Raw genomic sequence first — 19564 nt, 5'->3', positions numbered from 1 at the left:
ACACTACGCATGTGCCGCGCACTTGCATCGTGAGCGGCGATCCGTCGCAGCGATCGCATCGCGCTACGCGTGACCGTTGACATAGATCAAGGCTCGTAACCGGTCGCCGATCATGCTGCGCGCGATTGCGCAGGCAACATAGCCTGTCGCCTCCATTCCAACAGCCTGCATCGCCCCCGGGAGTGTCAAATGGCCGATCTTCTGACCCTGAAGAAATTCGAGGCGCTGAGCCCCTTCGAAATCAAGGACGAACTGATCAACCTCGCCAAGAGCAATTCGAAGCGGAGCCAGATGCCGTTCCTGAACGCCGGGCGGGGCAATCCGAACTGGGTGGCCACGACGCCGCGCGAAGGCTTCTTCCTGCTGGGACAATTCGCCATCACCGAGAGCAAACGGGTGATGGAACACCCGGCGGGCATCGGCGGCATGCCCCAGGCAAATGGCATTGCCGGACGGTTCGAGGCCTGGCTCAAACAGCACAAGGACATGCCGGGCGCGAGCTTCCTGACCGAGATGCTGCCCTTTGCGGTCAAGAAATTCGGCTTCAACCCCGACGCCTTCGTCCACGAACTGGTCGATTCGATCATCGGCGACAATTACCCGGTGCCGGACCGCATGCTAGTGCACAACGAAAAGATCGTGCACGAATACCTGATGTGGGCGGTTTGCGGCGAGCCCCGGCCGGCCGGGAAGTTTGACATCTATGCGGTCGAGGGCGGCACGGCGGCGATGTGCTACCTCTTCAAGTCGCTGAAGGCCAATCGGCTGCTGGTGCCTGGCGATACGATCGCGTTGGCGACGCCGATTTTCACGCCCTACATCGAGATGACGCACCTTGAAGACTACGACCTGAAGGTCGTTCAGATCAGGGCTCCGCAGGAGAACAAGTTCCAGTTCACCGACGAGGAGATCAAGAAGCTGGAGGATCCGAAGATCAAGGCCTTCTTCGTGGTCAATCCGTCCAACCCTCCGGGGATGGCGTTGAGCAAGGAGACGGTTGCCAAGCTGGCCAATCTGGTCAAGACCAAGCGCCCCGACCTGATGATCCTCACCGACGACGTCTACGGCACCTTCGTGCACGGGTTCCGTTCGCTGCTGGGCGAACTGCCGCACAACACCATCGGCGTCTACTCCTATTCGAAGTATTTCGGCTGCACGGGATGGCGGCTGGGGGCCATCGCCATCAACGAGGACAACATCTTCGACAAGATGATCGCCAGGCTTCCGGACGAGGCCGTCAAGGCGCTCGACAAGCGCTACGGGCCGCTCACGCTCGAACCGCGCAAGCTCAAACTGATCGACCGCATCGTCGCCGACAGCCGCGACGTGGCGCTCAATCACACCGCGGGATTGTCGTTGCCGCAGCAGGTGATGATGAGCCTGTTCTCGCTCGCGGAGATGATGGACGTGAACAAGGCCTATCAGGCGGCCTGCATGGAAATCGTCAACAAGCGCCTGTGGTCGATGCTCGACGGCCTCGGGCTGGCCGACAAGCTGAGCCCGAATCCCAACTATGATGCCTACTACGCCCTGATCGATTTCGAGTTCTGGGCCCGAAAGAACATCGGCGACGACGCGGTTGAATACCTGAAGAAGACCGTCCACCCGCTGGATCTGGCGTTCAGGCTGGCCGAAGCCCACGGGATCGTGCTGTTGAACGGCGGCGGCTTCGATGCCCCCGAATGGTCGCTTCGCGTGTCGCTCGCGAACCTGCCCGACGATGTCTATGACGATATCGGGCGCGGCGTTCGGACCATCGCCAGAGGCTATCGCGACGCCTACGAAGCAGCGAAGGGCGGAGCCGCAAAGCGCTGACAGCGGCGCCTGCCGCGCATCGAGCGTCTGATCCGGCAGTGCTGAAGCAAAGCAAGAGCCCCGGCGATGGTGCCGGGGCTCAATTTACATGGGATCGCGAAGATCAGTATCTCGCGACGACCGGCCCGCCGAACCGATAGTTCAGGCGTATCGTCAGCAGATCCACGTCTTGTCCGATCCGGTTGGCAGCACCCGCCACGATGGGATTGACGACCGAGAACGTGTTGTTCGCATCGCCCATGAACAGGCGGTCATATTCGAGCCCGACGGACCAGTTCGGGGTGAAGCCGTATTCGAAGCCGACGCCGACCGTACCGCCCCAACGGGTCGACGTTGCCGACGCCACCCCAATTCCGCCCACCGTGGTCCAGATGTCGTAGCGATTGCTGGTGACCGCGGCACCGCCCTTCACGTAGAACAGCGCGGCATCCCAGGCCCAGCCGAGCTGGCCGGTGAAGAGACCCAGTCCGTCGGTCTTCGTCGTCGTCGAGAACCTCGGATCGATCAGGCTAAGGCGCGAGCTCTTCAGGTCCGCCCAATCACCCTGTCCTTCCAGGCCGAAGACAAACTGCCCTGCCTGCCAGCGATAGCCGAGTTGTCCGCCGAAAACGCCACCCGAGCGCGAACTGCATCCGTCGGCCACGACACCTCCGAGGGCGGGGAGGAAATCCCAGCAGGTGCGGCTCTCACCCCAACCGCCATTCGCACCGATATAGAAGCCGGTCCAGTTGTAGACCGGCGGAGGGACCGGCACAGGCGCCGCCTTGACGGCCATGTCAGCCGACAACGCCGGCGTGGCCATGCCGACAATCGCGGCGACAGTAAGCAAAAATCTCTTCATGGAATGATCTCCGGGTCTCTTCGCGTTAATCGAGAAAAGCAGTCCTTGCGCTCGCCCAATCGGGGCAGTGGTCGAAGCCTAGATGTGAGTCACGAAAAGCCACGTGCCAAAATGGCAACACTCAAGGGCAAACGAACAGCGTGCTCGGGCTCTGCGTTCAACTTCGGTGCAGCACGAAGCTCGTCCTGCCGAACAGAAGCGCCGAGCCGGCTCACTGTTCGACGAGCCAATCGGCAATGTTCTGCGAGGGGATCAATTGCCTGGGGAGGTGCGGATTGATGGTGCCGGCAAACACGACCAGCCCTTCGTCCAGTTTTGACCGTGCAAACGCCTTGGCTTCCGATTCGCTGGCAAATGTCCTGGTCTCGCGAGGGCTGCGCGCCCTTCGAGCCAATAGACCACGTCGGCGAATTTCATAAGTGACATACCAGATGGCCGACACCGCGACACCGGGCAAGAGCAAACAGCCCTAGCGACACACCATCAGGCCGGTGGCCGCGCCTTGACCTTGGTCAAGGGCGCGGACCGTAAAAATACGGGCGCCGCGGCCCGAGTTGAGGGAGAAGCGATTCGATCGGAAGCGCGAGTGAACCACAAGCCTGCCGACCGTTGGCATCGCCGGCTTCACCGCCGCCCCGAGAAGGACAGGATGCCGTCCGCTGCCTGCGCGTTCGCAACGACGATGATCAGCGCCAGTTCTTTTGCATCGCATTCATTACGGTGTCCGCCTTGTGCGACTTGCAGTACTTGCCGATAACCTTGCCGTTTCGCTCGACGTAGCGAAAATCGACGACGGTCAGGTTCTTCGATGCGCTGAAATAGCCCGACATCCAGGAGCTGATCAGCGTTTGTCTTTCCTGGTCCGACTCCAGCAGTTGCTTGCAGGTAATGAGGGAGAGATCGACGACGACTTGCGCTTTGGCCACGACGCTGGTGGCGAGAAGTGCAACGGTCGCAACGGCAAGGATCGATGGTTTCATTGTTATCTTCCAACCCTGTTTGATCACTGGCCGGCCGTAGAGCGCTCGAGGCCGGCCATCACGGTCTGAGTGGGATTGGTCGCGCACCACGCCTTTACGCTTGCGACATTTCGCGCATGTGCGTTGAGATCGACAAAGACGTATCCCTTCTTTTGATTGAACCAGCCGCTCATCCAGGCAGAAAATACGGAAGAATCGCCCGGGGACATGGCGAGGTATTGCGAGCAAGTTATCCGCGCCATATCGATGCTCGTCTGCGCTTGCAGCGGACCCGACAACGCCGCACCGGCAAGAGCCAGGCACACAGTGATTTTGTTCATTCGATTTCTCCCAAGCTCCGTGCACAGTGATTTCTATCCAGCGATCTGCGCCCTCACTGACAGACAAGGACCGGAGTCTTTGCTTGCGCCAGCACCTTGTTTGTCACACTGCCGATGAGAAGCTTGGAGAGCCCGCTGCGCCCGTGCGATGACATAACGATGAGATCGCAGCCCTTATCCTCGGCTGCCGCGATGATGGCTTGATGGGGTTGGCCGCTCTCGACTTGGCTTGTCTCGCAGGGAACGCCGGCCTCCCTGGCCGCGTGTGCGGCACGATCCAGCGCGCTCGTGGCCTCTTCCTTGCGTATCTCGGCAAATCTCGCGAGCAGATCACGGTACCGCCCTCCAATTTCCGAAAGCGGCTCAACGACGAAGATGACCGATACTTTGGCTCCGACGGATTTCGCCAGCGCCAACCCCTGCTTCAACCCTTGCTCCGCCAGTTCCGACCCATCTGTCGGAATGAGAATGTGCCGGTACATGCCTTCACCTCCCGGTTATCTGGATGACGTATCGCCGCCCGCCGAATGCAGGCTGAACCTGAGCCTCGGACCTGGCCTTGAGATAGATCAATCCATCGCTCAGTGCCGCACCCCGGACGCTGGTCGTCGCGCGGCGGAGGCACCTTCCATTTGAGGCAGGGCGAATCGAGCCCGAGCTCAGCGCAGCGAGATCGTGAGCCCGCCCAGATTGGCAGCGAATTCCAATCCTGCCTTCGGCCCTTTGAGCATCAGAACCACGCCGTGTTCATTTCGCAGGCTCACCCCGCCTACGCCACCAGCCCATGCGCCACCTGCTCCGACCAGCGCGTAGCTGCCGGCGAAATCGTTGACGTCCCTGATCCCTGAGGCGGTGCCCTCCAGCCAGGTCACCGACGCACCGGCGGTCACGCCGAGGCTGAAGCCGGACGCGATGAACCGATAGTGCCGCCCGCGGTAGGTCAACGTGCCGCTGCCGCCGCCGCCGCCCACGACGAGCGCCGCCTTCACGAACTTGACCTGGACGTGGCCGACGGCCTGCGCGAAGCATGGCGCGACCAAGAGGACCATCGCCGCAAACGCCAGTATGACGGAACGGATCATGGATCGCGTCACTGCAGCCCCCTCCTCGCTCAGGGATTTGTCGGATCCACTTTCTTCCAGGTCTGATCCGGATCGAAAGCGATCATGCGCTTGGCGAGGAAATCGGTGCGTGAACCGAGATCCTTCTGATAGACCGTGCCTGCGTGGTTGACCAGGAAGGTCATGACGCCGGAATTGCCGTACTCGGCGGGATAGGCGACCAGCGCGAATCCACCGATCATCTTGCCCTTCACGACATAGTTCAGCGCGCCGCCCGGGGCGTCGGAGCCCTGTGCCTTCAGGATCCGATAGTAGTAGCCGTGGTACGGCATGCTCTGCTCGCCGACCTTGTAGCCTTCCGCGGCGGCCTGGGCCGCCAGCTCGCCGAGCGGGCTTGGATCCTTGTCGTCGCGCCAGAACAACCCGTCCGTCTTGCCCGGCCTGCTGACGATGCGCTGGGCATAGGCGCCCACACCCTCGCCGCGATCCTTCTCTGCGTATTCGTTCTGTGCGTCGACATAGGCAAGACTGGTCTGGATCGCGGCCAGCTCATTGCGGCCGATCCTGCGGTAGAGGATTTCGCGCCGCCCCGCGGCCGCGTCGAAACTCCAGCCGTCCTTGTTGTTGACTATCGGGATCGGGAACGGGAAATCGTCCCTCCCCAGAATCAAGGTGGCTTTCTTGTTGCCGTCAGCCTTGATCGAATGCTTGGCGTCGTAGGCAGAGAGAAAGCTCTCTCGCGCATTGGCGTCGGCGACATCGTCACCCGACTCGATGATATCGGCGGCATCGCGGCCCAGCACCTTCAGCATCGCCCGGCTGGTGCCGGCCTTGACGGCGGTTGCCAAGGCGGACGCCGCGTCTTCCGGATTGGGGAAGCCTTGCTGGGCGCGCGCAGGAGACAGCAGCAAGGCGAGTGCTGTTGCCGCGGCCACGCCGATGAAGGCAATATGATCCAGTCGCGAGTACGAGGGGCCTGTCATCGTGATGCCTCCGACGGGGATGGAATCTTCGCGCCGGCGGCAAGCCAATCGTTGTAGCTGCGGAACTTGAGTCCGAGCTTGTCGTAATAGACCCTGAGATAGCCGTCGGCACCGCGCGTCACCGCCGCCGGCATGACCTGCTCGACCTCCTGCGCCATCACGCCGACATAGGCTTTGCTGCTGCCGAGATAGGAGAAGCGATAGTAGCCGAGGCCGTTGGCGAGATGTCCAAGCAATTCGATATCGTGCTTGAGCGCGATGTCGGAGCGTCGTCCACCGCCACCGCCGCCGCGGAAGCCGCCGCCTCCGCCACCACCGCGGAAGCCGCCTCCGCCCCCGCCACGGCCGGCAAAACTTGCGCCGCCGCCGCGCGGCATGCTGGCCATACTCGATCGCCCGCGCGCCGATGCCGCCGCAGCTGCCCGTCCGGACGATACGTTCATGGCGCCACCGCGACTGCCACCGCCACGATTCGCCGCAGCTGCGCGGTTACCGGCATTGCCGCGGTTGGCGGCCTTTGCGCGATCGCCACCGCCCTTGTTGCCGGCACCGGCGCGGTCGCCGCCCTTGGCGCGATCGGCGGCACCGGCACGGTCACCACCTTTGCCGCGATCGCCCGCACGGTCTCCGCCGCGGTCGCCTCCACGGTCTCCAGCCCGATCTCCGGCGCGATCACCGCGGTCTCCTGCCCGGTCACCGGCGCGATCTGCGCCCGGGCGATCGCCGCCGGGCTTGAGAACCTGCTGGCCATCGCGGCCGCGAAAATCCATCCGATCGCTGGCACCGGCCCGATTGGCGTTGCCGCCGAAGCGCTGCTGGACGTTGCTGTTGTTGTAGCGGACGCCCTGGCGATGCGCCGGATTATGCTGCCAGCTGTTCCCGATATTATTGACCCGGTTGAAATTGTTTACATAGACGTTGCGATTGCCCCAGTTGAAGCCGCCGCCCCAATAATTACCCCAGCGTCCGATCGCCCATCCGGCGCCGAAGGCAAGACCTGCCGCGATCACCCCGGCGCCGATATAGGACGGATAGCCGAAATAATACGGCGGATAGTCTGCATAGGGCCACGCGCCATAGACCGTCGCGGGATCGTAATAGGGAACGTAGACCGTGTTCGGATCGGTCTGCTCGATGACGATGACCTGCTTGCTCTCCTGGGTCTGGACGCTGACCTTCTGCTGCTTGGTCGTCACCAGCTTGTTGTTGGCCTGCGCCTTGCTGCGCAGCCGCTGGATCGCATCCATGACGTCGGGCTGCTGCGCCAGCACGGCATCGCCCAGATTCTTCGTCCAATCGATCTTGTCGCTCATCATCGCGAGCACGTCGGCGGTGCTCGCGAGCGCCTTCACGCTGTCATCCCAGGCCTGCTTGTCGACCTCGGCCTTCAGCGCATCCCCTTTCAGGCTCTTGCGCTCCTTGAGCCAGCGATCGGCTTGCACGACCTCAAGCGGATAGGTCGACGCCGCCAGCACGTTGGCGAGCAGCGAGTCCGGGTAAAGCGCGATCGGCGCCACCAGGGCTTCCAGCTGTTCCGGCTTCAGGAGCTGATCGGCAGGCTGCGTCGTCGCCGCGGCCGGCTGGCTGGTCTGGGCCGGCGGCTTGTCGGCGGTCTGCGCGAATGCGGCAACGGACGTCACCGACACCAGCAAAACCGCCAGCAGAGTCTTGCCCCAACGAAACATCGCGACCTCCATCGACACCAACGGTCAACAGCATCGGCCACGGTCCCGTCCCCTCCTTGATCAAGATCAAGGAAATGCCCTTCCGTTCAGCTTTCGACTTGCCCCGGCTGTCGCGACGCAAGGTGGATGCGGCGATCGTGAATCAGGTTCTCGAGCCGATGGGCCGCAACGTTCACCGCCGTGACGGCGCGCTCGGCCTTGTCGTCCGCGACCGGCTGGTCGCGCTGCGTTCGCAGCAGCTGGTCGATTTCGCGCTCGATCTCTGCCAGCTCCGACTCACGCCCGGCCGCCCGGACCCGAGGCCCCAGCGCGTAAAGCGTGTCGAGCGCCTCCTCGCGGCTCGGTGTCTCGACCGGTCGGAGGAATTTCCACGCTGCCGCAAGCACGGACGCAAGTCCACCGGCGATCATCGGCGCCAGGAAGATCGCATTGCCCCACTGGTCGAGAAAACTCTCCCTGGTCCCCTCATAGACCGCCGCCGCCCCCGGATGCACCGGGATGTAGGCGCCTGCGTCGGTATCGGGCGTCGCGATCTGGGAGAGTGCCGGCAGCTCGGCAAGCAGATCCCGTCGCGCATTCATGATCGACTGCGTCAGGTCGCCGATCAGGTCATTCCCGAGCTTCTTCTGTGCCACCAGATAGAACGACGTCTGCAGCGTCGTCAGGTCGTCGGCAGGAACAGGCGGCGAGCCGCGCAAGGTCCCCTTCGGTACGTCGAAGCTTTCATAGGCGCGTTCTCTTTCGGCGATCGCTCCGGCGGACTCGATGGCGATCATCACCGGGCCGGCTCGCGTGGTGCGCGAGAAGACATTGCGCAGCAGCGAAAGATACTTTTCGGTCAAAGGTATGACGAGCAGGATCGCCCGTACTTCCTTGGCATCGAGCGCCCGGCGCGCGTCCGCGGGAGCGAGCGGCTTGAACGTCACGCCCGCGCGCGTCAGATCGTATTCGTCGGTCAGCACCTTGATCAGCTTCTGATTGGCTTCGGCGCCGATCACACCGATCGCGGTGCGTTTCAGCTCCGCCACGTCGGATATCGCAGCGCCGGGCGGCGCGACCAACAGGACGGTGGCGTGGGCCAACACGATGACGGCCTGGGCCTGCGAGAGATCGCCGACGTCTCCACGGACGACCGCGAGGTCCACCTTTCCGGACGCGAATGCCTTTGCGGACTCGAGCGGTCCCGGCGTCTGGACCAGGCTGAGCCGAACTGGCGCTTTCGACTGGGCGAACTTTCCAGCGATCGCCGAGACCAGCCTGCCGGCCTCGCCGTCCAGCGACCCGACTGCGATCGTCAAGGTCGTCGGCCGCTCGTACCAGCGATAGGCGAACAGGCTCGCACCTCCGGCCAAAAGCACAAGGCCGGCCACCAGGGCGATGCGCAATGACCTCGGCAACCTGCTGGGATCCACGGCGCGCTACCCAATCGGTCCGGCGTCAGCCGACAACGGTCCGGTGGCACTGAGCCAGCGCGGGGAGCGGACGCCACTAGATCTTGCAACGATGATAGTTGACCTCCATCCCCTCGATGCCCGGGAACTGGCGCGTAATGGTATCGTCGTCGACGGCCTTAAGGAAGAACTGCACATTCGATACCATGATTCCGGACGCGCAGCCGACGATGATGTTGATGGTCTGGCCGTCGTCCTTGCGCGATTTGATCTTGCAGTTCTCGAACTTGCTCCGGAGGCGATCGGGCTCGGCGATGAATCCGCCGCCATAGACGCCTGAGAAGTTCGTGAAGGTCAGCTGGTTCGCCCTGCCCTTGTGGGCGAACACCTTTCGGCATTGCTCGGCGCTCGTGGCCCAGGCACCCGTGAGATCGAAAGCGTGCGCGCAACCCGGCAATCCGAAGATCATGCCCGCCGCCACGATTGCGCGAAGCTTGCAGTCCGGTTTCATATGCTGTCTCCCTGTTCGCGCCCGTCAGTGACCGCTTAACACCAGCGTCTGGATCGGCAGCAGCAGAGCTTGAATCCGAAGCAGCAAGGCATGAACGAGTGCAGTCGCGTCGACGGCGTGCAGGGCAAAGCCTTTCAACGCGCCGGTTTTCGGATCGGAAATCTCGTCATGGTTGCTCGTGTAGGCATTGACGATACAAGTGCTGCCCGGTGTCACGCCGTCAAGGCCGCCCTTGTAAAGCGGCTCCAGGAACACGAGGATCGAACCTGGCTTTTGCAGGCTCTGGGGGTCGATCAACAGCTCGCTGGTCCGAAACTGGCCGGCGGCGATGAAGTCCTGCACGCTGGTGACGACCAGCGGAATGATCACCCAGGGTTTCGACATGCAGGTGGCTTCCGCGACCATGCCGGGCTTCATCACCTGGGCCTCGATCTGCCCGAATCCCGCCTGCAACCTGTTGCGGCCCGCTTCGTCCGGTATCAGGATTCCGGCCGGCCGCATGATCTGGGCGACGAGGTCCCCGGGGCGAACGAGGAATTGCTCGACGCGGCCATCGACGCCGGCACGGACGAAAGTCTTGTCGAGATCCACCTGCGCCTGCGCCCGCGCGGCCTCGGCGCTCGCCTTCTCGGCCGGCAACAGCGTGGAGACCCGCAACGCCGCCGATTCCCTGGCGGCGCTGGCGGCATCGACGCCCGACTGCCGCTGATCAACCAGCACCTGCAGCTTCTCGATGTCACGTTGCGGCACAATGCCGGGATTGCGGCGCTGCAGCTCGCTCTTCACCTCCAGCTCGTCCTTGGCCTGCTGCAAGGAGGCTTTCGCCTCCCCGATCTGAGCGTCCGCCTTGACGACGTCGGCCTGCGCCGCGATCAACGACGCATCGACCTCGGCGATCTTTCGTTTGGCGGTCTCGAGCGCGGCCTCCTGCTTCGAACTGTCGAGCCGGAACAGAACATCCCCCTTCTTCACCGGCGCGGTGAAGCCGACATTGACCTCGACGACACGTCCGGATCCTTCGGGCAGGATCGGCACGGTCCTGAAGTAGATCGCCGCCGAGGTTGTCGAGGGATGAAAGTAGAAGATCATCGTGATCAGCGAGATCGTGAGCATCAGGCAGCCGGTGATCCCCCATCTCAGTTCATACCAGACAGAGAAGAACGTGATTTCCTTTCCGAATCGCTTGCCTTGCCGATAGCGGCGGTAGAGGTAATCCGGCAGGATCGTCACCAGCGAGCAGATCATCAGCTCAAGCATGGTTGTGCACCTCTTGCTTCGCGGGCGTCCGGACGTCGGGACTGCCGTCCGGTACGGATTCGGCTTCCGGCTCGGCAGCGCCCGGCGTGGCGTCTGCTATGCGCTCGACGGAATCGGCGATGCTGCGCATCGGCGTGCCGAAATCCGGCAGGTCGATGAGTGCCAGCAACAGGCCGGCGACCCAGAAGATATGCATGTGGGTGAAAAGCGATATCAGGCCGAGGACGGCGACGATCTCAAACTGAAGTTTCTGGCTCTTGTGCGCCATGCGCTCCGGCAGGCTGTGCAGCTTCCAGTACAGAGTGCCAACCCACAAGACGGTGGCGACGAGGAAAATGCCCATCACCACCATCAGGGCGTCCGACCCGTCGGCGCCGGGAATGAAAAACGGCAGATGATGGGGGGCCGCCGGATGCATCTGTTCGCTCAAGCCAAGTCTCCCGGTCGCAATAACACCGCAAGCGAATCTTGATTGACACTGCTGACGATCCTATCGCGCTTGCTTGATCTGGATCAAGGAAGCCGGTCGGCTCATCCCTACCGTTCCGGGGGCAAGGTGGAAGATCGGGCTTAGGAGTCCCCAGCCATGCGAGACAAGATCGATGATCTGATCCCCAAGGCACACGAAATCCAGAAGCAGGCGGCGCTCAAGGAAGCGGAGAAAGCCGAGGAGCACGCCAAGCGTGCGGCTGCCATCGAAGCCGAGAAGCGCGCGTTGATCGAGCGGCTGAGCAAGCCCTCGGGGCTTACCGAGGACGAGAAGGTCAAGCTGGCGTCGACGGTGATTCAGCGGGCGGTGCGCAACGGGTTGAGCGAGGTGCAGGTCTATCGCTTTCCCAATACGCTGTGCACCGACAAGGGGCGAGCCATCAATCAGATGGAGTCCGGCTGGGAGAAGACGCTGACGGGTATCCCTAAGGAAATATACCAGCTTTGGGCTGACTACCTGCAGCCGCGCGGCTACCGCATCCGCTATCAGATCGTCGATTACCCCGGCGGCATGCCCGGCGATATCGGAATCGTCATTGCCTGGGGCGACTAGTTGAAAACGATGGACGGATATCCATGGCGAAAGACAAGCCCGCTGGGAAGATGAAGCGCAAGGACTATGAGGAAGAGCTGAACAAGCTGCAGATCCAGCTCTGCCATCTCCAGGAATGGGTGAAAGCGAACAATCTCAGGGTCATCATACTGTTCGAGGGACGCGATGCGGCCGGCAAGGGCGGAACGATCAAGGCCTTGACCGAGAAGGTCAGCCCGCGCGTGTTTCGCGTGGTCGCCCTGCCCGCGCCCTCGGATCGTGAAAAGTCTCAACTTTTTATCCAGCGCTACATGCAGCAGTTTCCGGCGGCCGGCGAGATCGTGATCTTCGATCGCAGCTGGTACAATCGCGCGGGCGTCGAATATGTGATGGGGTTCTGCACGCCGGCGGAGCACAAGCGGTTTCTCTCGCTCTGCCCGCAGATGGAGCAATACATCATCGAGGGCGGCATCATCCTGATCAAGCTGTGGCTCGAGGTCGGGATGGACGAGCAGGAGCGCCGCTTCAGGGCCCGGATCGACGATCCGCTGCGGCAGTGGAAGCTGAGCCCGATGGACACGGAATCCTACCGCCGCTGGTACGATTACTCCCGCGCGCGCGACCTGATGTTCAAGGCGACGAGCTCGGAGCACGCGCCCTGGAACGTCATCCGTTCCGACGACAAGCGGCGGGCGCGGCTGAACTGCATCTCGTTCCTGCTGAAGACAATTCCTCACGGACGGGTCAGGCGCGACAAGGTCAAGCTCCCCAAGCGCTCCAACAAGGGTCGCTACAACGATCAGGCCGGACTGCACGGAATGAAGTCCGTCGAGGAACGCTACTGAGAGTACGGGCCGCGCAGGGCGCGCGGCCGGCCTCCTAGACCTACTTCAAGCGGATGGAGACCCCGCCCACGGCGGCCGAGACTTCGGCGCCCACCTTCGGGCCGCTGAGCTGCAGGATCACGCCATTGGCGTTCTGCAGTTGCACGCCGCCGGCGCCCGCGGCGATCGCCCCACCGGCACCTGCCGCGCTGTAGGAGCCTTCGATCGAGGCAGGCCCTCTGAGATTGAGGGCGCGCCCGACCAGCTTGGTGGTCGAGGCGCCGATCGTGAAGCCGACGCTCATGCCCGACACCGTGAACGGATAGTGCTTGCCGCGCAGCGTCAAGACGCCCTCGCCGCCTCCGACACCAACGATGAATCCACCCTTGGTGAAGATGACGGCGACCGAGCCGGTTTCAGCCAGCGACGGCGTGCTGAAGCCGGCTAATCCAATCGCCAGCATAGCAAGAGCTCCGATCAAACTCACTTTCCTCATCACGTCCCTCCAGGAACCGGTTGCGTTACGCCTTATTACGCAAGATTCATCGCCACAAGAATGCGAAGACACCTTGCGGACTCTCCTTCGTCTATGATGCAGCCTTGAACTTCGGCGCGGCCGCTCGCGGCTTGCCCATCCTGGCCAGTGCCTCGGTCGTCACGAGCTTCAGGCCCTCGGCCGCGTCGTAGCCATGGATCTCCTTCACATCCAGCTTGCGCATGAAATCGATGGTCTCCTGCGTGATGACCTGGCCAGGGACCATGATCGGGAAGCCCGGCGGATAGGGAATCACGAAGTTGGCGGAGACGAGAGCGGGCCCGTTCTTCAGACGCCTGTCGATCTCGGGATCGTGCAGGCGAATATATTCGCATCCTGCCGCGTCATAGGCCGAATAGAACCCACCGCGGATGTCGCCCTCATTCGTCTTCGCGCCGGCATCGCCGCGATAGGCGTCGTGGAAATGCGAGAAGTTCGGCAGATCGGGTACATCCTTCATCAGGCTGTTGACCCGCATGTCGAAGTCGACCCTGGCGTTCGCGCCGCCCTTGGTCAGGCCGCGATCGATTTCGCCGGAGATTTCGGCCAGCACCCGGACGAGATGCGCGACATCGCTCCGGGTATTGTTGATGTTGGACTGGATCAGGACCGAGTTGCGCGAAGTCTTGTTGACCTGGATGTTGTAGCGGCTGGCGAGCAGCCCCTTGAACGACGTTCCGTCGTACCCGGCGGTGCCGCAGACCAGCGTCATGCGGGTCGGATCGAGGCAGAACTCGTCGTCGTTCAGGCTCTTCAGGGCGCTCGCCCAGTTGGTCCCGGCCGCCAGATAGTCGGTGAATCCGCTCTGGCGGTATTGCTTCGGCACCATGGCATCCGCGCCGAGAACGCGGAAGTATCTCGAAATCAACGGATTGGTGTTGACCGCGTTGCGGATGGCGAACGCGATCTCCATGGCATTGGCCACCAGTCCATACCCCTCGAGCTCCATCTGCCGGCGCGAGACGTCGAGGCTGGCGATCAACTGCTGGTTCGGGCTGGTCGAGGCGTGCGTGAACACGGCCTCCTTGAATTGCGCTTCGACGGTGTGGAATTCGATGTCCTTGACCGCCAGCATCGAGCCCTGGCGGATCGCCGACATCGACTTGTGCGTCGAGTTGGTCTGGTAGACGCGCAGCCGGATCTGGCGCGGATCGGGGATCAGCCTGGTCTTGAGCAGAACCTCGTCGGACGGATTCTTGCCGAGCTCGGCCTGCTGTTTCTCATAGGCGGCGACCGATTTGGGATCGCGCATCCAGGCTTCGATCTCATTCGCCGCGCCCATCGCGGTTCGCCGCCTCAGGAACGGCGAAAACCGCGCGAAGCCGAACCAGGCCTCGTCCCAGAGGAAGATCAGGTCAGGCTTGATCGCGAGGCATTCCTCCATCACCCGCCGCGTATTGTAGATGTGGCCATCGAAGGTGCAATTGGTCAAGTCGATCAGCTTGACCCGGTCGAGCCGGCCATCCGCCTTCGCGTTCAGAAGCGCCTGCTTGATCGTCTGCAGCGGCACGGCGCCATACATCGAGTATTCCGTCATCGGGAATGCCTCGACGTAGAGCGGCTGCGCGCCGGCCAGCACCATGCCGTAGTGGTGCGACTTGTGGCAATTGCGGTCGACGATTGCGATGTCGCCGGGACCCAGCAGCGCCTGCACCGCCATCTTGTTGGATGTCGAGGTGCCGTTCGTCACGAAGTAGACGCGGTCGGCGCCGAGCGCGCGCGCGGCCTTCTCCTGCGCTTTCTTGATGTTGCCGGTCGGCTCCAGCATGCTGTCGAGGCCGCCGGTGGTCGCGCTGCTCTCGGCAAGGAACAGGTTCAGCCCGTAGAATTCGCCCATGTCGCGGATCCAGTCCGACTTAAACACGGACTTGCCGCGCGCGATCGGCAGCGCGTGGAAGGTGCCGATCGGCCGCTGCGCATATTTCTTCAGATTGTCGAAGAACGGCGTGTCGAAGCGATCCTGCACGCCCTCCAGAATTGAAAGGTGCAGTTCGAGGATATCCTCGACCGAGTAGAACACCCGGCGCACCACATCGGCTTCGGGATTGCCGGCCAACTCCTCGACGTCGCGATTGGACATGAGGTAGAGGTCAAGCTCGGGACGGACCCGCTTCAGGATATGGGCCAACCGTAGCGCGGACGCATCGGACTCCTCGCTGAGCCCCATGGCGCCGGTCATGGCGCGAAGCACCGGCGCATCGTGGCGCGAGCGCAGCCCGAAGCCTTCATTGATCACCACCGCCGCAATATTGGGGTTCAGCATTGCCGCACAGAAGGCGTCTTCGAGGTTGCCCACCACCACGGGCTCATAGATGAAGGCGTCGACCGGACGCCGCAGCTTGCGCCACTCCGACAGGAGTCCCGGCCAGTTGCTGGCTGGCACCCCGGTCACGATCAGGGTCTCGAAGTAAGGACGGCGCGCCGCCGATTGCCCCAGAGTTGGCGGAAGCAGATCGGGAACGTCGCCATTGCCCTCGTCCTGCGTGCTCCAGTCACCTGCATGCTGGCGGAAGGATTTTGTCTGAAGCGCCTGCGCGATCCGCGTCGCAAGCATATGCGAGGTGGCGGCGTCGCCCGCCGCCGCGGCTTCCTTCAGCGCCGCCATCAAACGAAGGCCCGGATAGCCGTGAAACTCCTCCGTCACCGCAAGCGCCGACAGCGCCGCGTCATACGCCGCACGGTTGCCACCCCTGCTCCACACCTTCGCCGCCTCGACCAGATCGCGCCAATTGTCGGCGCGTCCGCCGGGCCCGGAGAAGAACTGGTCGATGCGCTGCTGTGCCGGCTTCGCGTCGTTGGCCATGAGTGTCTCCCGATCTCGTGATCTCAGCGCTGGTTCTGTCCAATCGTACAAACCGGGCCCATTGCGCCCTTTGATCCAAGTCAAGCTGCAAGCTGGATTGAGACAGCTCCCCAAGCGCGCGTGATCGCGACGTCTTGCGACGCAACAAGGCTGGAGTGTCGCGGCAGTCCGTACGGCACGCTAAATGCTTGCCTGCGGCTTCCTGTTGCTCAATACGCTGTCGAGCGTACGCGTCCAGTCGCCGCTGTCGGTCTTGTCGGCAAGACCATCCGCCCGAAGCAGATCCCGCAACTGCGCGTGCGCGCCCACGATGCAGAATGTGATCTGGCGCGATGCGAGCTCCTGATGAAGGTCGTGCAGCATGCGCGAGCCCGCAAGATCGATGAACGGCGAGGCCGACAGGTCACAGGCCACCAGCTTGACGTCCGGCGACACCCGAAGCGCCGCCAGCACCGTTTCGAAGATCGTCTCGGCATTGACATAAAGGAGCGAGGTCTCCGGGCGGAACGCGATGATCCCGGTCAGGGGCTCGACGTCACCGTGTCGCGCCCGGTCAGAATAGCGCCCACTGCCGGCTTGACGGCCCAGAAACGCGATATTGGGCTGCGACGCCCGCAACAGCAGCAGGAAGATCGAGGCGACGGCGGCCAGCAGCACGCCCTGCAATATCCCGAGGAACAGCACGGACACCAGCGCGATGATAGCGGCATAGAAATCGATCCGGCTGATCCGCCACATCCTGGCGAGCGCCGCAATATCGACCAGTTTGTAGACGGCTGAGAAAACGATCGCGGCGAGCACGGTCTTCGGCAGATTAGTCAAGAGGCCCGTGAAGAACAGCAGGCAGAGCGCGAGGGTTGCCGAACAGAACACCAGCGCCAGCGGCGTGCGTGCGCCGGCGGCGTCATTCACGGCCGACTGCGACAACCCGCCGGCGACGGGATAGCCATGCCCGAAGGCTGCGGCGAGATTGGCCGCGCCGAGTCCCAGAAACTCCTGCCTGACATCCAGCGGGTAGCCGTGCTTTGCCGCAAAGCTGCGCGCGGCAGACACCCCTTCCACATAGGCCAGCACCAGGCATCCGGCAGCGATCGGAAAGAGATCGTCAAATTCGAGCAGACCAAATGTCGGTAGCGACATCGTCGGCAACCCGGTCGGGATCGGCCCGGTCACCGGCAGTCCCATTTGCGCGAGCCCGAGCGCGGAGACCATCAGGATCGAGAGCGCGACCACCGCCAAGCCGATGGGCTTTCCCGGCAGCCTCTTCTCGCCGAGCAGGAGCAGCACCGTCGCAACCACACCGAAGGCGAGCACCAGCGGCCTGGTATCGCCGAGCTGGCCGGCAAGCTTGATCACGCGGTCGAAGAAGTTGTGGCCGCCTCCAGCGACGCCGAACAGGCTGGGCAGCTGGCTCATGATGATGGTGAGCCCCGCTCCGGCCTTGAAGCCCACCAGAATACTGTCGCTGATCAACCGCACCAGCAGACTGAGCTTGAACAGCCAGGCAATCAGGCAGAGCACTGCGACGCTGAAGGCCGCGAGACTGGCAATCTGCCCGTAACGCGCGGCGTCGCCGCCGGCCAATATGCCGACAGCGCCGGCGATCATCAGCGAGATCGCCGATGTGGGTCCGACCGCGAGCTGCCGGGACGAGCCCAGCAGGGCGTAGCCCACGCCGCCGAGCAGATAGCCATAGACGCCGATCTGCGGCGGCAGACCCGCGAGCCCAGCATAGGCCAGCGACACCGGAATCGCGTAGGCCGCCAGCGTGACCCCGGCGATTGCGTCCGCCCCGAGCCAGGATGCGCGGTAGTCGGCGAGCCAGTTCGCCGGCGGAAACCAGCGCATCCAACTCGTCTCTGCCTGGATCGACATCAAGCCCGCCGTATGACGCACAATGGTCGCATGTGGTTGCGCCGGCGGGCCCGATGCGCGTTGATTCAGATCAAGCCTTGCAGTCCTCAATGTGCTTCTGATCTTGCGCGGCTCGATCGCCGTGACCTGCACATTTGCCAAATGACTGCCGGAGCGCATGGCATGCGTCAGCACCGCTTACGGACCCTCGCAACCGCAGCGCTGCTGTTGCTTGGCCTGATCGCTCCGGCGCGCGCGGCGGACCAAGCCACATCCCAGCCTGTCCAGGAAGAGATCTGGGCGTTGCCGACCCCGCTGCCAATGTTCGCTTATCTGGTCCGTCCGCTCGGCGATGGCCCTTTCCCACTGGTCATCATGAACCACGGCGTGTCATTGAACGCGAGGGATCGCAGCTTCTTCCCGCTGGTCGAATTTCGCGATGCCGCAATGTGGTTCGCGCGGCGCGGCTACCTCGTGGTGGCACCGGTCGGGACCGGCTATGGCGCGGCGGCCATCGATATTCCCGAACGCGGTCTTTATGGCCCGTTCTTCTCCAAGATCGGCAAATGCACCAATCCGAATTTCCTCGATGCGGGCCTCGCCGTCGCGCAGGTCGATCTCTGGATCATCGATTACATGGCCGCCGAACGGCGCACCTTGCCGAAGGACGTCATCGTCGTCGGACAGTCGGCCGGCGGCTGGGCTGCGATCGCGTTATCGAGCCTCAACCCGCCGCAGGTCAAGGCCATCATCACCTTCGCGGCAGGCCGCGGCGGCCGTGTCGATGGCAAACCCAACAACAATTGCGGCCCCGACAGACTGGTCGAGGCCACCGGCATGCTTGGCCATACATCGCGGGTGCCAATGCTGTGGTTCTACATTGAGAACGACACATTCTTCGGCCCGGCCCTGTCGAAGCGAATGCACGAGGCCTTCACCCGCGCCGGCGGTCGTGCCGAGTACCATCTTTTGCCGCCGTTCGGCGACGAAGGGCATTTCCTGATCGGCTCTCCCGATTCGATTCCCACATGGTCGCCTTTGGTCGAACGATTTCTCGACAAGGTTCGCTAGGCGGCCGTTCCCGCTGGAGGAGCATCCATGGTCCGATATGGTGCCTTGGCGAAGTTGGCGCTGTTTGCGGCCGGCATCAGTGCTGCCCACGCTCAACAGACGTCCTCACCGCCTGCTACGGTGAAGGACGGCGGCGAAGTAGCCCCGCGGGGGGCACGTCAGCCGGTGCGGGACATCAAGTATGGCGAGTGGCGAAAGGTCTGCTTCAACGCCGCCGGCGCCAAGACACTATGCCGGACGACGATCACCGGCACCTTCCCAACCGGCCAGACGGCCGTTCGCGTCGATCTGATCGAGCGAGAGGACGGCAGCGACCGCGTCCAGCTATTCCTGCCGGTCGGGATGTATCTGCAGGCCGGCGTCAAACTATCGGTAGACCAGAAGCAAGCCTATCGCCTGCCCTATACCTGGTGCGTGACCAACATGTGCATCGCGGCGGATGTCGCCGATCCCAAGCTTCTCGAGGACATGGATGGCGGGAAGACGCTCTCGATCGAGGTCGTCGACACCAGCATTCTGACGATGACGACATCGGTCCCGCTCGACCGCTTTGCAAGCGTGCGCAAGGGGGCACCCGCGCTGACACTCGATCAAGTGATCGATGAATGATTG

General features: G+C 63.0%; 20 protein-coding genes. 5 read left to right on the top strand and 15 right to left on the bottom strand.

Annotation, left to right across the window (positions count from 1 at the left end):
• Positions 1-189 precede the first annotated feature (189 nt).
• Complete coding sequence (gene aspD / locus J6525_RS20925; RefSeq protein WP_092084427.1) at positions 190-1815, top strand: aspartate 4-decarboxylase; 1626 nt, start codon at positions 190-192, stop codon at positions 1813-1815.
• Between the two features lie 103 nt (positions 1816-1918).
• On the opposite strand, the gene J6525_RS20920 is transcribed toward aspD, so the two are convergent.
• The 12 genes from J6525_RS20920 to J6525_RS20865 all read right to left on the bottom strand — a co-directional run bounded on the left by J6525_RS20920 (position 1919) and on the right by J6525_RS20865 (position 11274).
• Positions 1919-2656 carry an outer membrane protein gene (locus J6525_RS20920; RefSeq protein WP_225646107.1) on the bottom strand — a complete coding sequence of 246 codons (738 nt, stop codon included), beginning with the start codon at positions 2654-2656 and terminating at the stop codon, positions 1919-1921.
• A 211-nt stretch (positions 2657-2867) separates the two neighbouring features.
• Positions 2868-3113 (bottom strand): hypothetical protein, encoded by a 246-nt coding sequence (locus J6525_RS20915; protein WP_157343962.1) that lies wholly within the window; start codon positions 3111-3113, stop codon positions 2868-2870.
• A gap of 229 nt (positions 3114-3342) precedes the next feature.
• Complete coding sequence (locus J6525_RS20910) at positions 3343-3636, bottom strand: HdeA/HdeB family chaperone (protein ID WP_225646106.1); 294 nt, start codon at positions 3634-3636, stop codon at positions 3343-3345.
• 23 nt (positions 3637-3659) lie between these two features.
• Positions 3660-3956, bottom strand: a complete 297-nt coding sequence (locus tag J6525_RS20905; protein ID WP_225646105.1) for an HdeA/HdeB family chaperone — start codon at positions 3954-3956, stop codon at positions 3660-3662.
• Between the two features lie 53 nt (positions 3957-4009).
• Entirely contained in the window at positions 4010-4438 is a 429-nt protein-coding gene (locus tag J6525_RS20900) for a universal stress protein (RefSeq protein WP_225646104.1), read from the bottom strand.
• Between the two features lie 177 nt (positions 4439-4615).
• Complete coding sequence (locus J6525_RS20895) at positions 4616-5038, bottom strand: hypothetical protein (RefSeq protein WP_225646103.1); 423 nt, start codon at positions 5036-5038, stop codon at positions 4616-4618.
• A gap of 29 nt (positions 5039-5067) precedes the next feature.
• Complete coding sequence (locus J6525_RS20890) at positions 5068-6000, bottom strand: DUF2950 domain-containing protein (RefSeq protein ID WP_225646102.1); 933 nt, start codon at positions 5998-6000, stop codon at positions 5068-5070.
• On the bottom strand, positions 5997-7685 hold the full coding sequence (locus J6525_RS20885) for a DUF3300 domain-containing protein (protein WP_225646101.1): 1689 nt from the start codon (positions 7683-7685) through the stop codon (positions 5997-5999). The genes J6525_RS20890 and J6525_RS20885 overlap by 4 nt, the downstream gene beginning before the upstream one ends.
• Before the next feature lie 86 nt (positions 7686-7771).
• A complete protein-coding gene (locus J6525_RS20880) occupies positions 7772-9082 on the bottom strand; it encodes a TAXI family TRAP transporter solute-binding subunit (RefSeq protein ID WP_225646100.1) in 1311 nt (436 codons plus the stop codon).
• A gap of 91 nt (positions 9083-9173) precedes the next feature.
• Positions 9174-9587: a hypothetical protein gene (locus J6525_RS20875; protein ID WP_225646099.1), complete on the bottom strand. Its 414-nt coding sequence runs from the start codon at positions 9585-9587 to the stop codon at positions 9174-9176.
• 24 nt (positions 9588-9611) lie between these two features.
• Entirely contained in the window at positions 9612-10844 is a 1233-nt protein-coding gene (locus J6525_RS20870) for an HlyD family secretion protein (protein WP_092084442.1), read from the bottom strand.
• The gene (locus tag J6525_RS20865; protein WP_225646098.1) at positions 10837-11274 is read right to left on the bottom strand and encodes a hypothetical protein; all 438 of its coding nucleotides are present in this window, start codon (positions 11272-11274) and stop codon (positions 10837-10839) included. Before J6525_RS20865 ends, J6525_RS20870 begins: the two co-directional genes overlap by 8 nt.
• A gap of 156 nt (positions 11275-11430) precedes the next feature.
• Here J6525_RS20865 and J6525_RS20860 point away from each other — a divergent pair, with 156 nt between their 5' ends.
• Entirely contained in the window at positions 11431-11886 is a 456-nt protein-coding gene (locus tag J6525_RS20860; protein WP_225646097.1) for a hypothetical protein, read from the top strand.
• Positions 11887-11909: 23 nt separating this feature from the next.
• The gene (gene ppk2 / locus J6525_RS20855) at positions 11910-12710 is read left to right on the top strand and encodes a polyphosphate kinase 2 (RefSeq protein WP_225646096.1); all 801 of its coding nucleotides are present in this window, start codon (positions 11910-11912) and stop codon (positions 12708-12710) included.
• Positions 12711-12750: 40 nt separating this feature from the next.
• Here ppk2 and J6525_RS20850 read toward each other — a convergent pair whose 3' ends face one another.
• The 3 genes from J6525_RS20850 to J6525_RS20840 all read right to left on the bottom strand — a co-directional run bounded on the left by J6525_RS20850 (position 12751) and on the right by J6525_RS20840 (position 17902).
• A complete protein-coding gene (locus tag J6525_RS20850; protein WP_057017289.1) occupies positions 12751-13185 on the bottom strand; it encodes a hypothetical protein in 435 nt (144 codons plus the stop codon).
• A gap of 91 nt (positions 13186-13276) precedes the next feature.
• A complete protein-coding gene (locus tag J6525_RS20845; protein WP_225646095.1) occupies positions 13277-16027 on the bottom strand; it encodes a decarboxylase in 2751 nt (916 codons plus the stop codon).
• 180 nt (positions 16028-16207) lie between these two features.
• Entirely contained in the window at positions 16208-17902 is a 1695-nt protein-coding gene (locus J6525_RS20840) for a SulP family inorganic anion transporter (protein ID WP_225646094.1), read from the bottom strand.
• Positions 17903-18064: 162 nt separating this feature from the next.
• Between J6525_RS20840 and J6525_RS20835 the strand changes: the two genes are divergently transcribed.
• Complete coding sequence (locus J6525_RS20835; protein WP_225646093.1) at positions 18065-18952, top strand: alpha/beta hydrolase family protein; 888 nt, start codon at positions 18065-18067, stop codon at positions 18950-18952.
• Between the two features lie 27 nt (positions 18953-18979).
• Positions 18980-19561 (top strand): invasion associated locus B family protein, encoded by a 582-nt coding sequence (locus J6525_RS20830; RefSeq protein WP_225646092.1) that lies wholly within the window; start codon positions 18980-18982, stop codon positions 19559-19561.
• The last annotated feature ends 3 nt before the right edge of the window (positions 19562-19564 follow it).

The organism is Bradyrhizobium australafricanum (assembly GCF_020329495.1).
In the GTDB taxonomy this organism is placed as follows: Bacteria; Pseudomonadota; Alphaproteobacteria; order Rhizobiales; family Xanthobacteraceae; genus Bradyrhizobium; species Bradyrhizobium australafricanum.
This window is presented reverse-complemented; position numbering and strand designations above follow the sequence as displayed.

Excerpts from the sequence above, each read along its gene's own strand:
- aspD (WP_092084427.1), top strand. The coding sequence starts at position 190 with ATGGCCGATCTTCTGACCCTGAAGAAATTCGAGGCGCTGAGCCCCTTC.
- J6525_RS20920 (WP_225646107.1), bottom strand. The coding sequence starts at position 2,656 with ATGAAGAGATTTTTGCTTACTGTCGCCGCGATTGTCGGCATGGCCACG.
- J6525_RS20910 (WP_225646106.1), bottom strand. The coding sequence starts at position 3,636 with ATGAAACCATCGATCCTTGCCGTTGCGACCGTTGCACTTCTCGCCACC.
- J6525_RS20905 (WP_225646105.1), bottom strand. The coding sequence starts at position 3,956 with ATGAACAAAATCACTGTGTGCCTGGCTCTTGCCGGTGCGGCGTTGTCG.
- J6525_RS20900 (WP_225646104.1), bottom strand. The coding sequence starts at position 4,438 with ATGTACCGGCACATTCTCATTCCGACAGATGGGTCGGAACTGGCGGAG.
- J6525_RS20895 (WP_225646103.1), bottom strand. The coding sequence starts at position 5,038 with ATGATCCGTTCCGTCATACTGGCGTTTGCGGCGATGGTCCTCTTGGTC.
- J6525_RS20890 (WP_225646102.1), bottom strand. The coding sequence starts at position 6,000 with ATGACAGGCCCCTCGTACTCGCGACTGGATCATATTGCCTTCATCGGC.
- J6525_RS20885 (WP_225646101.1), bottom strand. The coding sequence starts at position 7,685 with ATGTTTCGTTGGGGCAAGACTCTGCTGGCGGTTTTGCTGGTGTCGGTG.
- J6525_RS20875 (WP_225646099.1), bottom strand. The coding sequence starts at position 9,587 with ATGAAACCGGACTGCAAGCTTCGCGCAATCGTGGCGGCGGGCATGATC.
- J6525_RS20870 (WP_092084442.1), bottom strand. The coding sequence starts at position 10,844 with ATGCTTGAGCTGATGATCTGCTCGCTGGTGACGATCCTGCCGGATTAC.
- J6525_RS20860 (WP_225646097.1), top strand. The coding sequence starts at position 11,431 with ATGCGAGACAAGATCGATGATCTGATCCCCAAGGCACACGAAATCCAG.
- ppk2 (WP_225646096.1), top strand. The coding sequence starts at position 11,910 with ATGGCGAAAGACAAGCCCGCTGGGAAGATGAAGCGCAAGGACTATGAG.
- J6525_RS20850 (WP_057017289.1), bottom strand. The coding sequence starts at position 13,185 with ATGAGGAAAGTGAGTTTGATCGGAGCTCTTGCTATGCTGGCGATTGGA.
- J6525_RS20845 (WP_225646095.1), bottom strand. The coding sequence starts at position 16,027 with ATGGCCAACGACGCGAAGCCGGCACAGCAGCGCATCGACCAGTTCTTC.
- J6525_RS20840 (WP_225646094.1), bottom strand. The coding sequence starts at position 17,902 with ATGTCGATCCAGGCAGAGACGAGTTGGATGCGCTGGTTTCCGCCGGCG.
- J6525_RS20835 (WP_225646093.1), top strand. The coding sequence starts at position 18,065 with ATGCGTCAGCACCGCTTACGGACCCTCGCAACCGCAGCGCTGCTGTTG.
- J6525_RS20830 (WP_225646092.1), top strand. The coding sequence starts at position 18,980 with ATGGTCCGATATGGTGCCTTGGCGAAGTTGGCGCTGTTTGCGGCCGGC.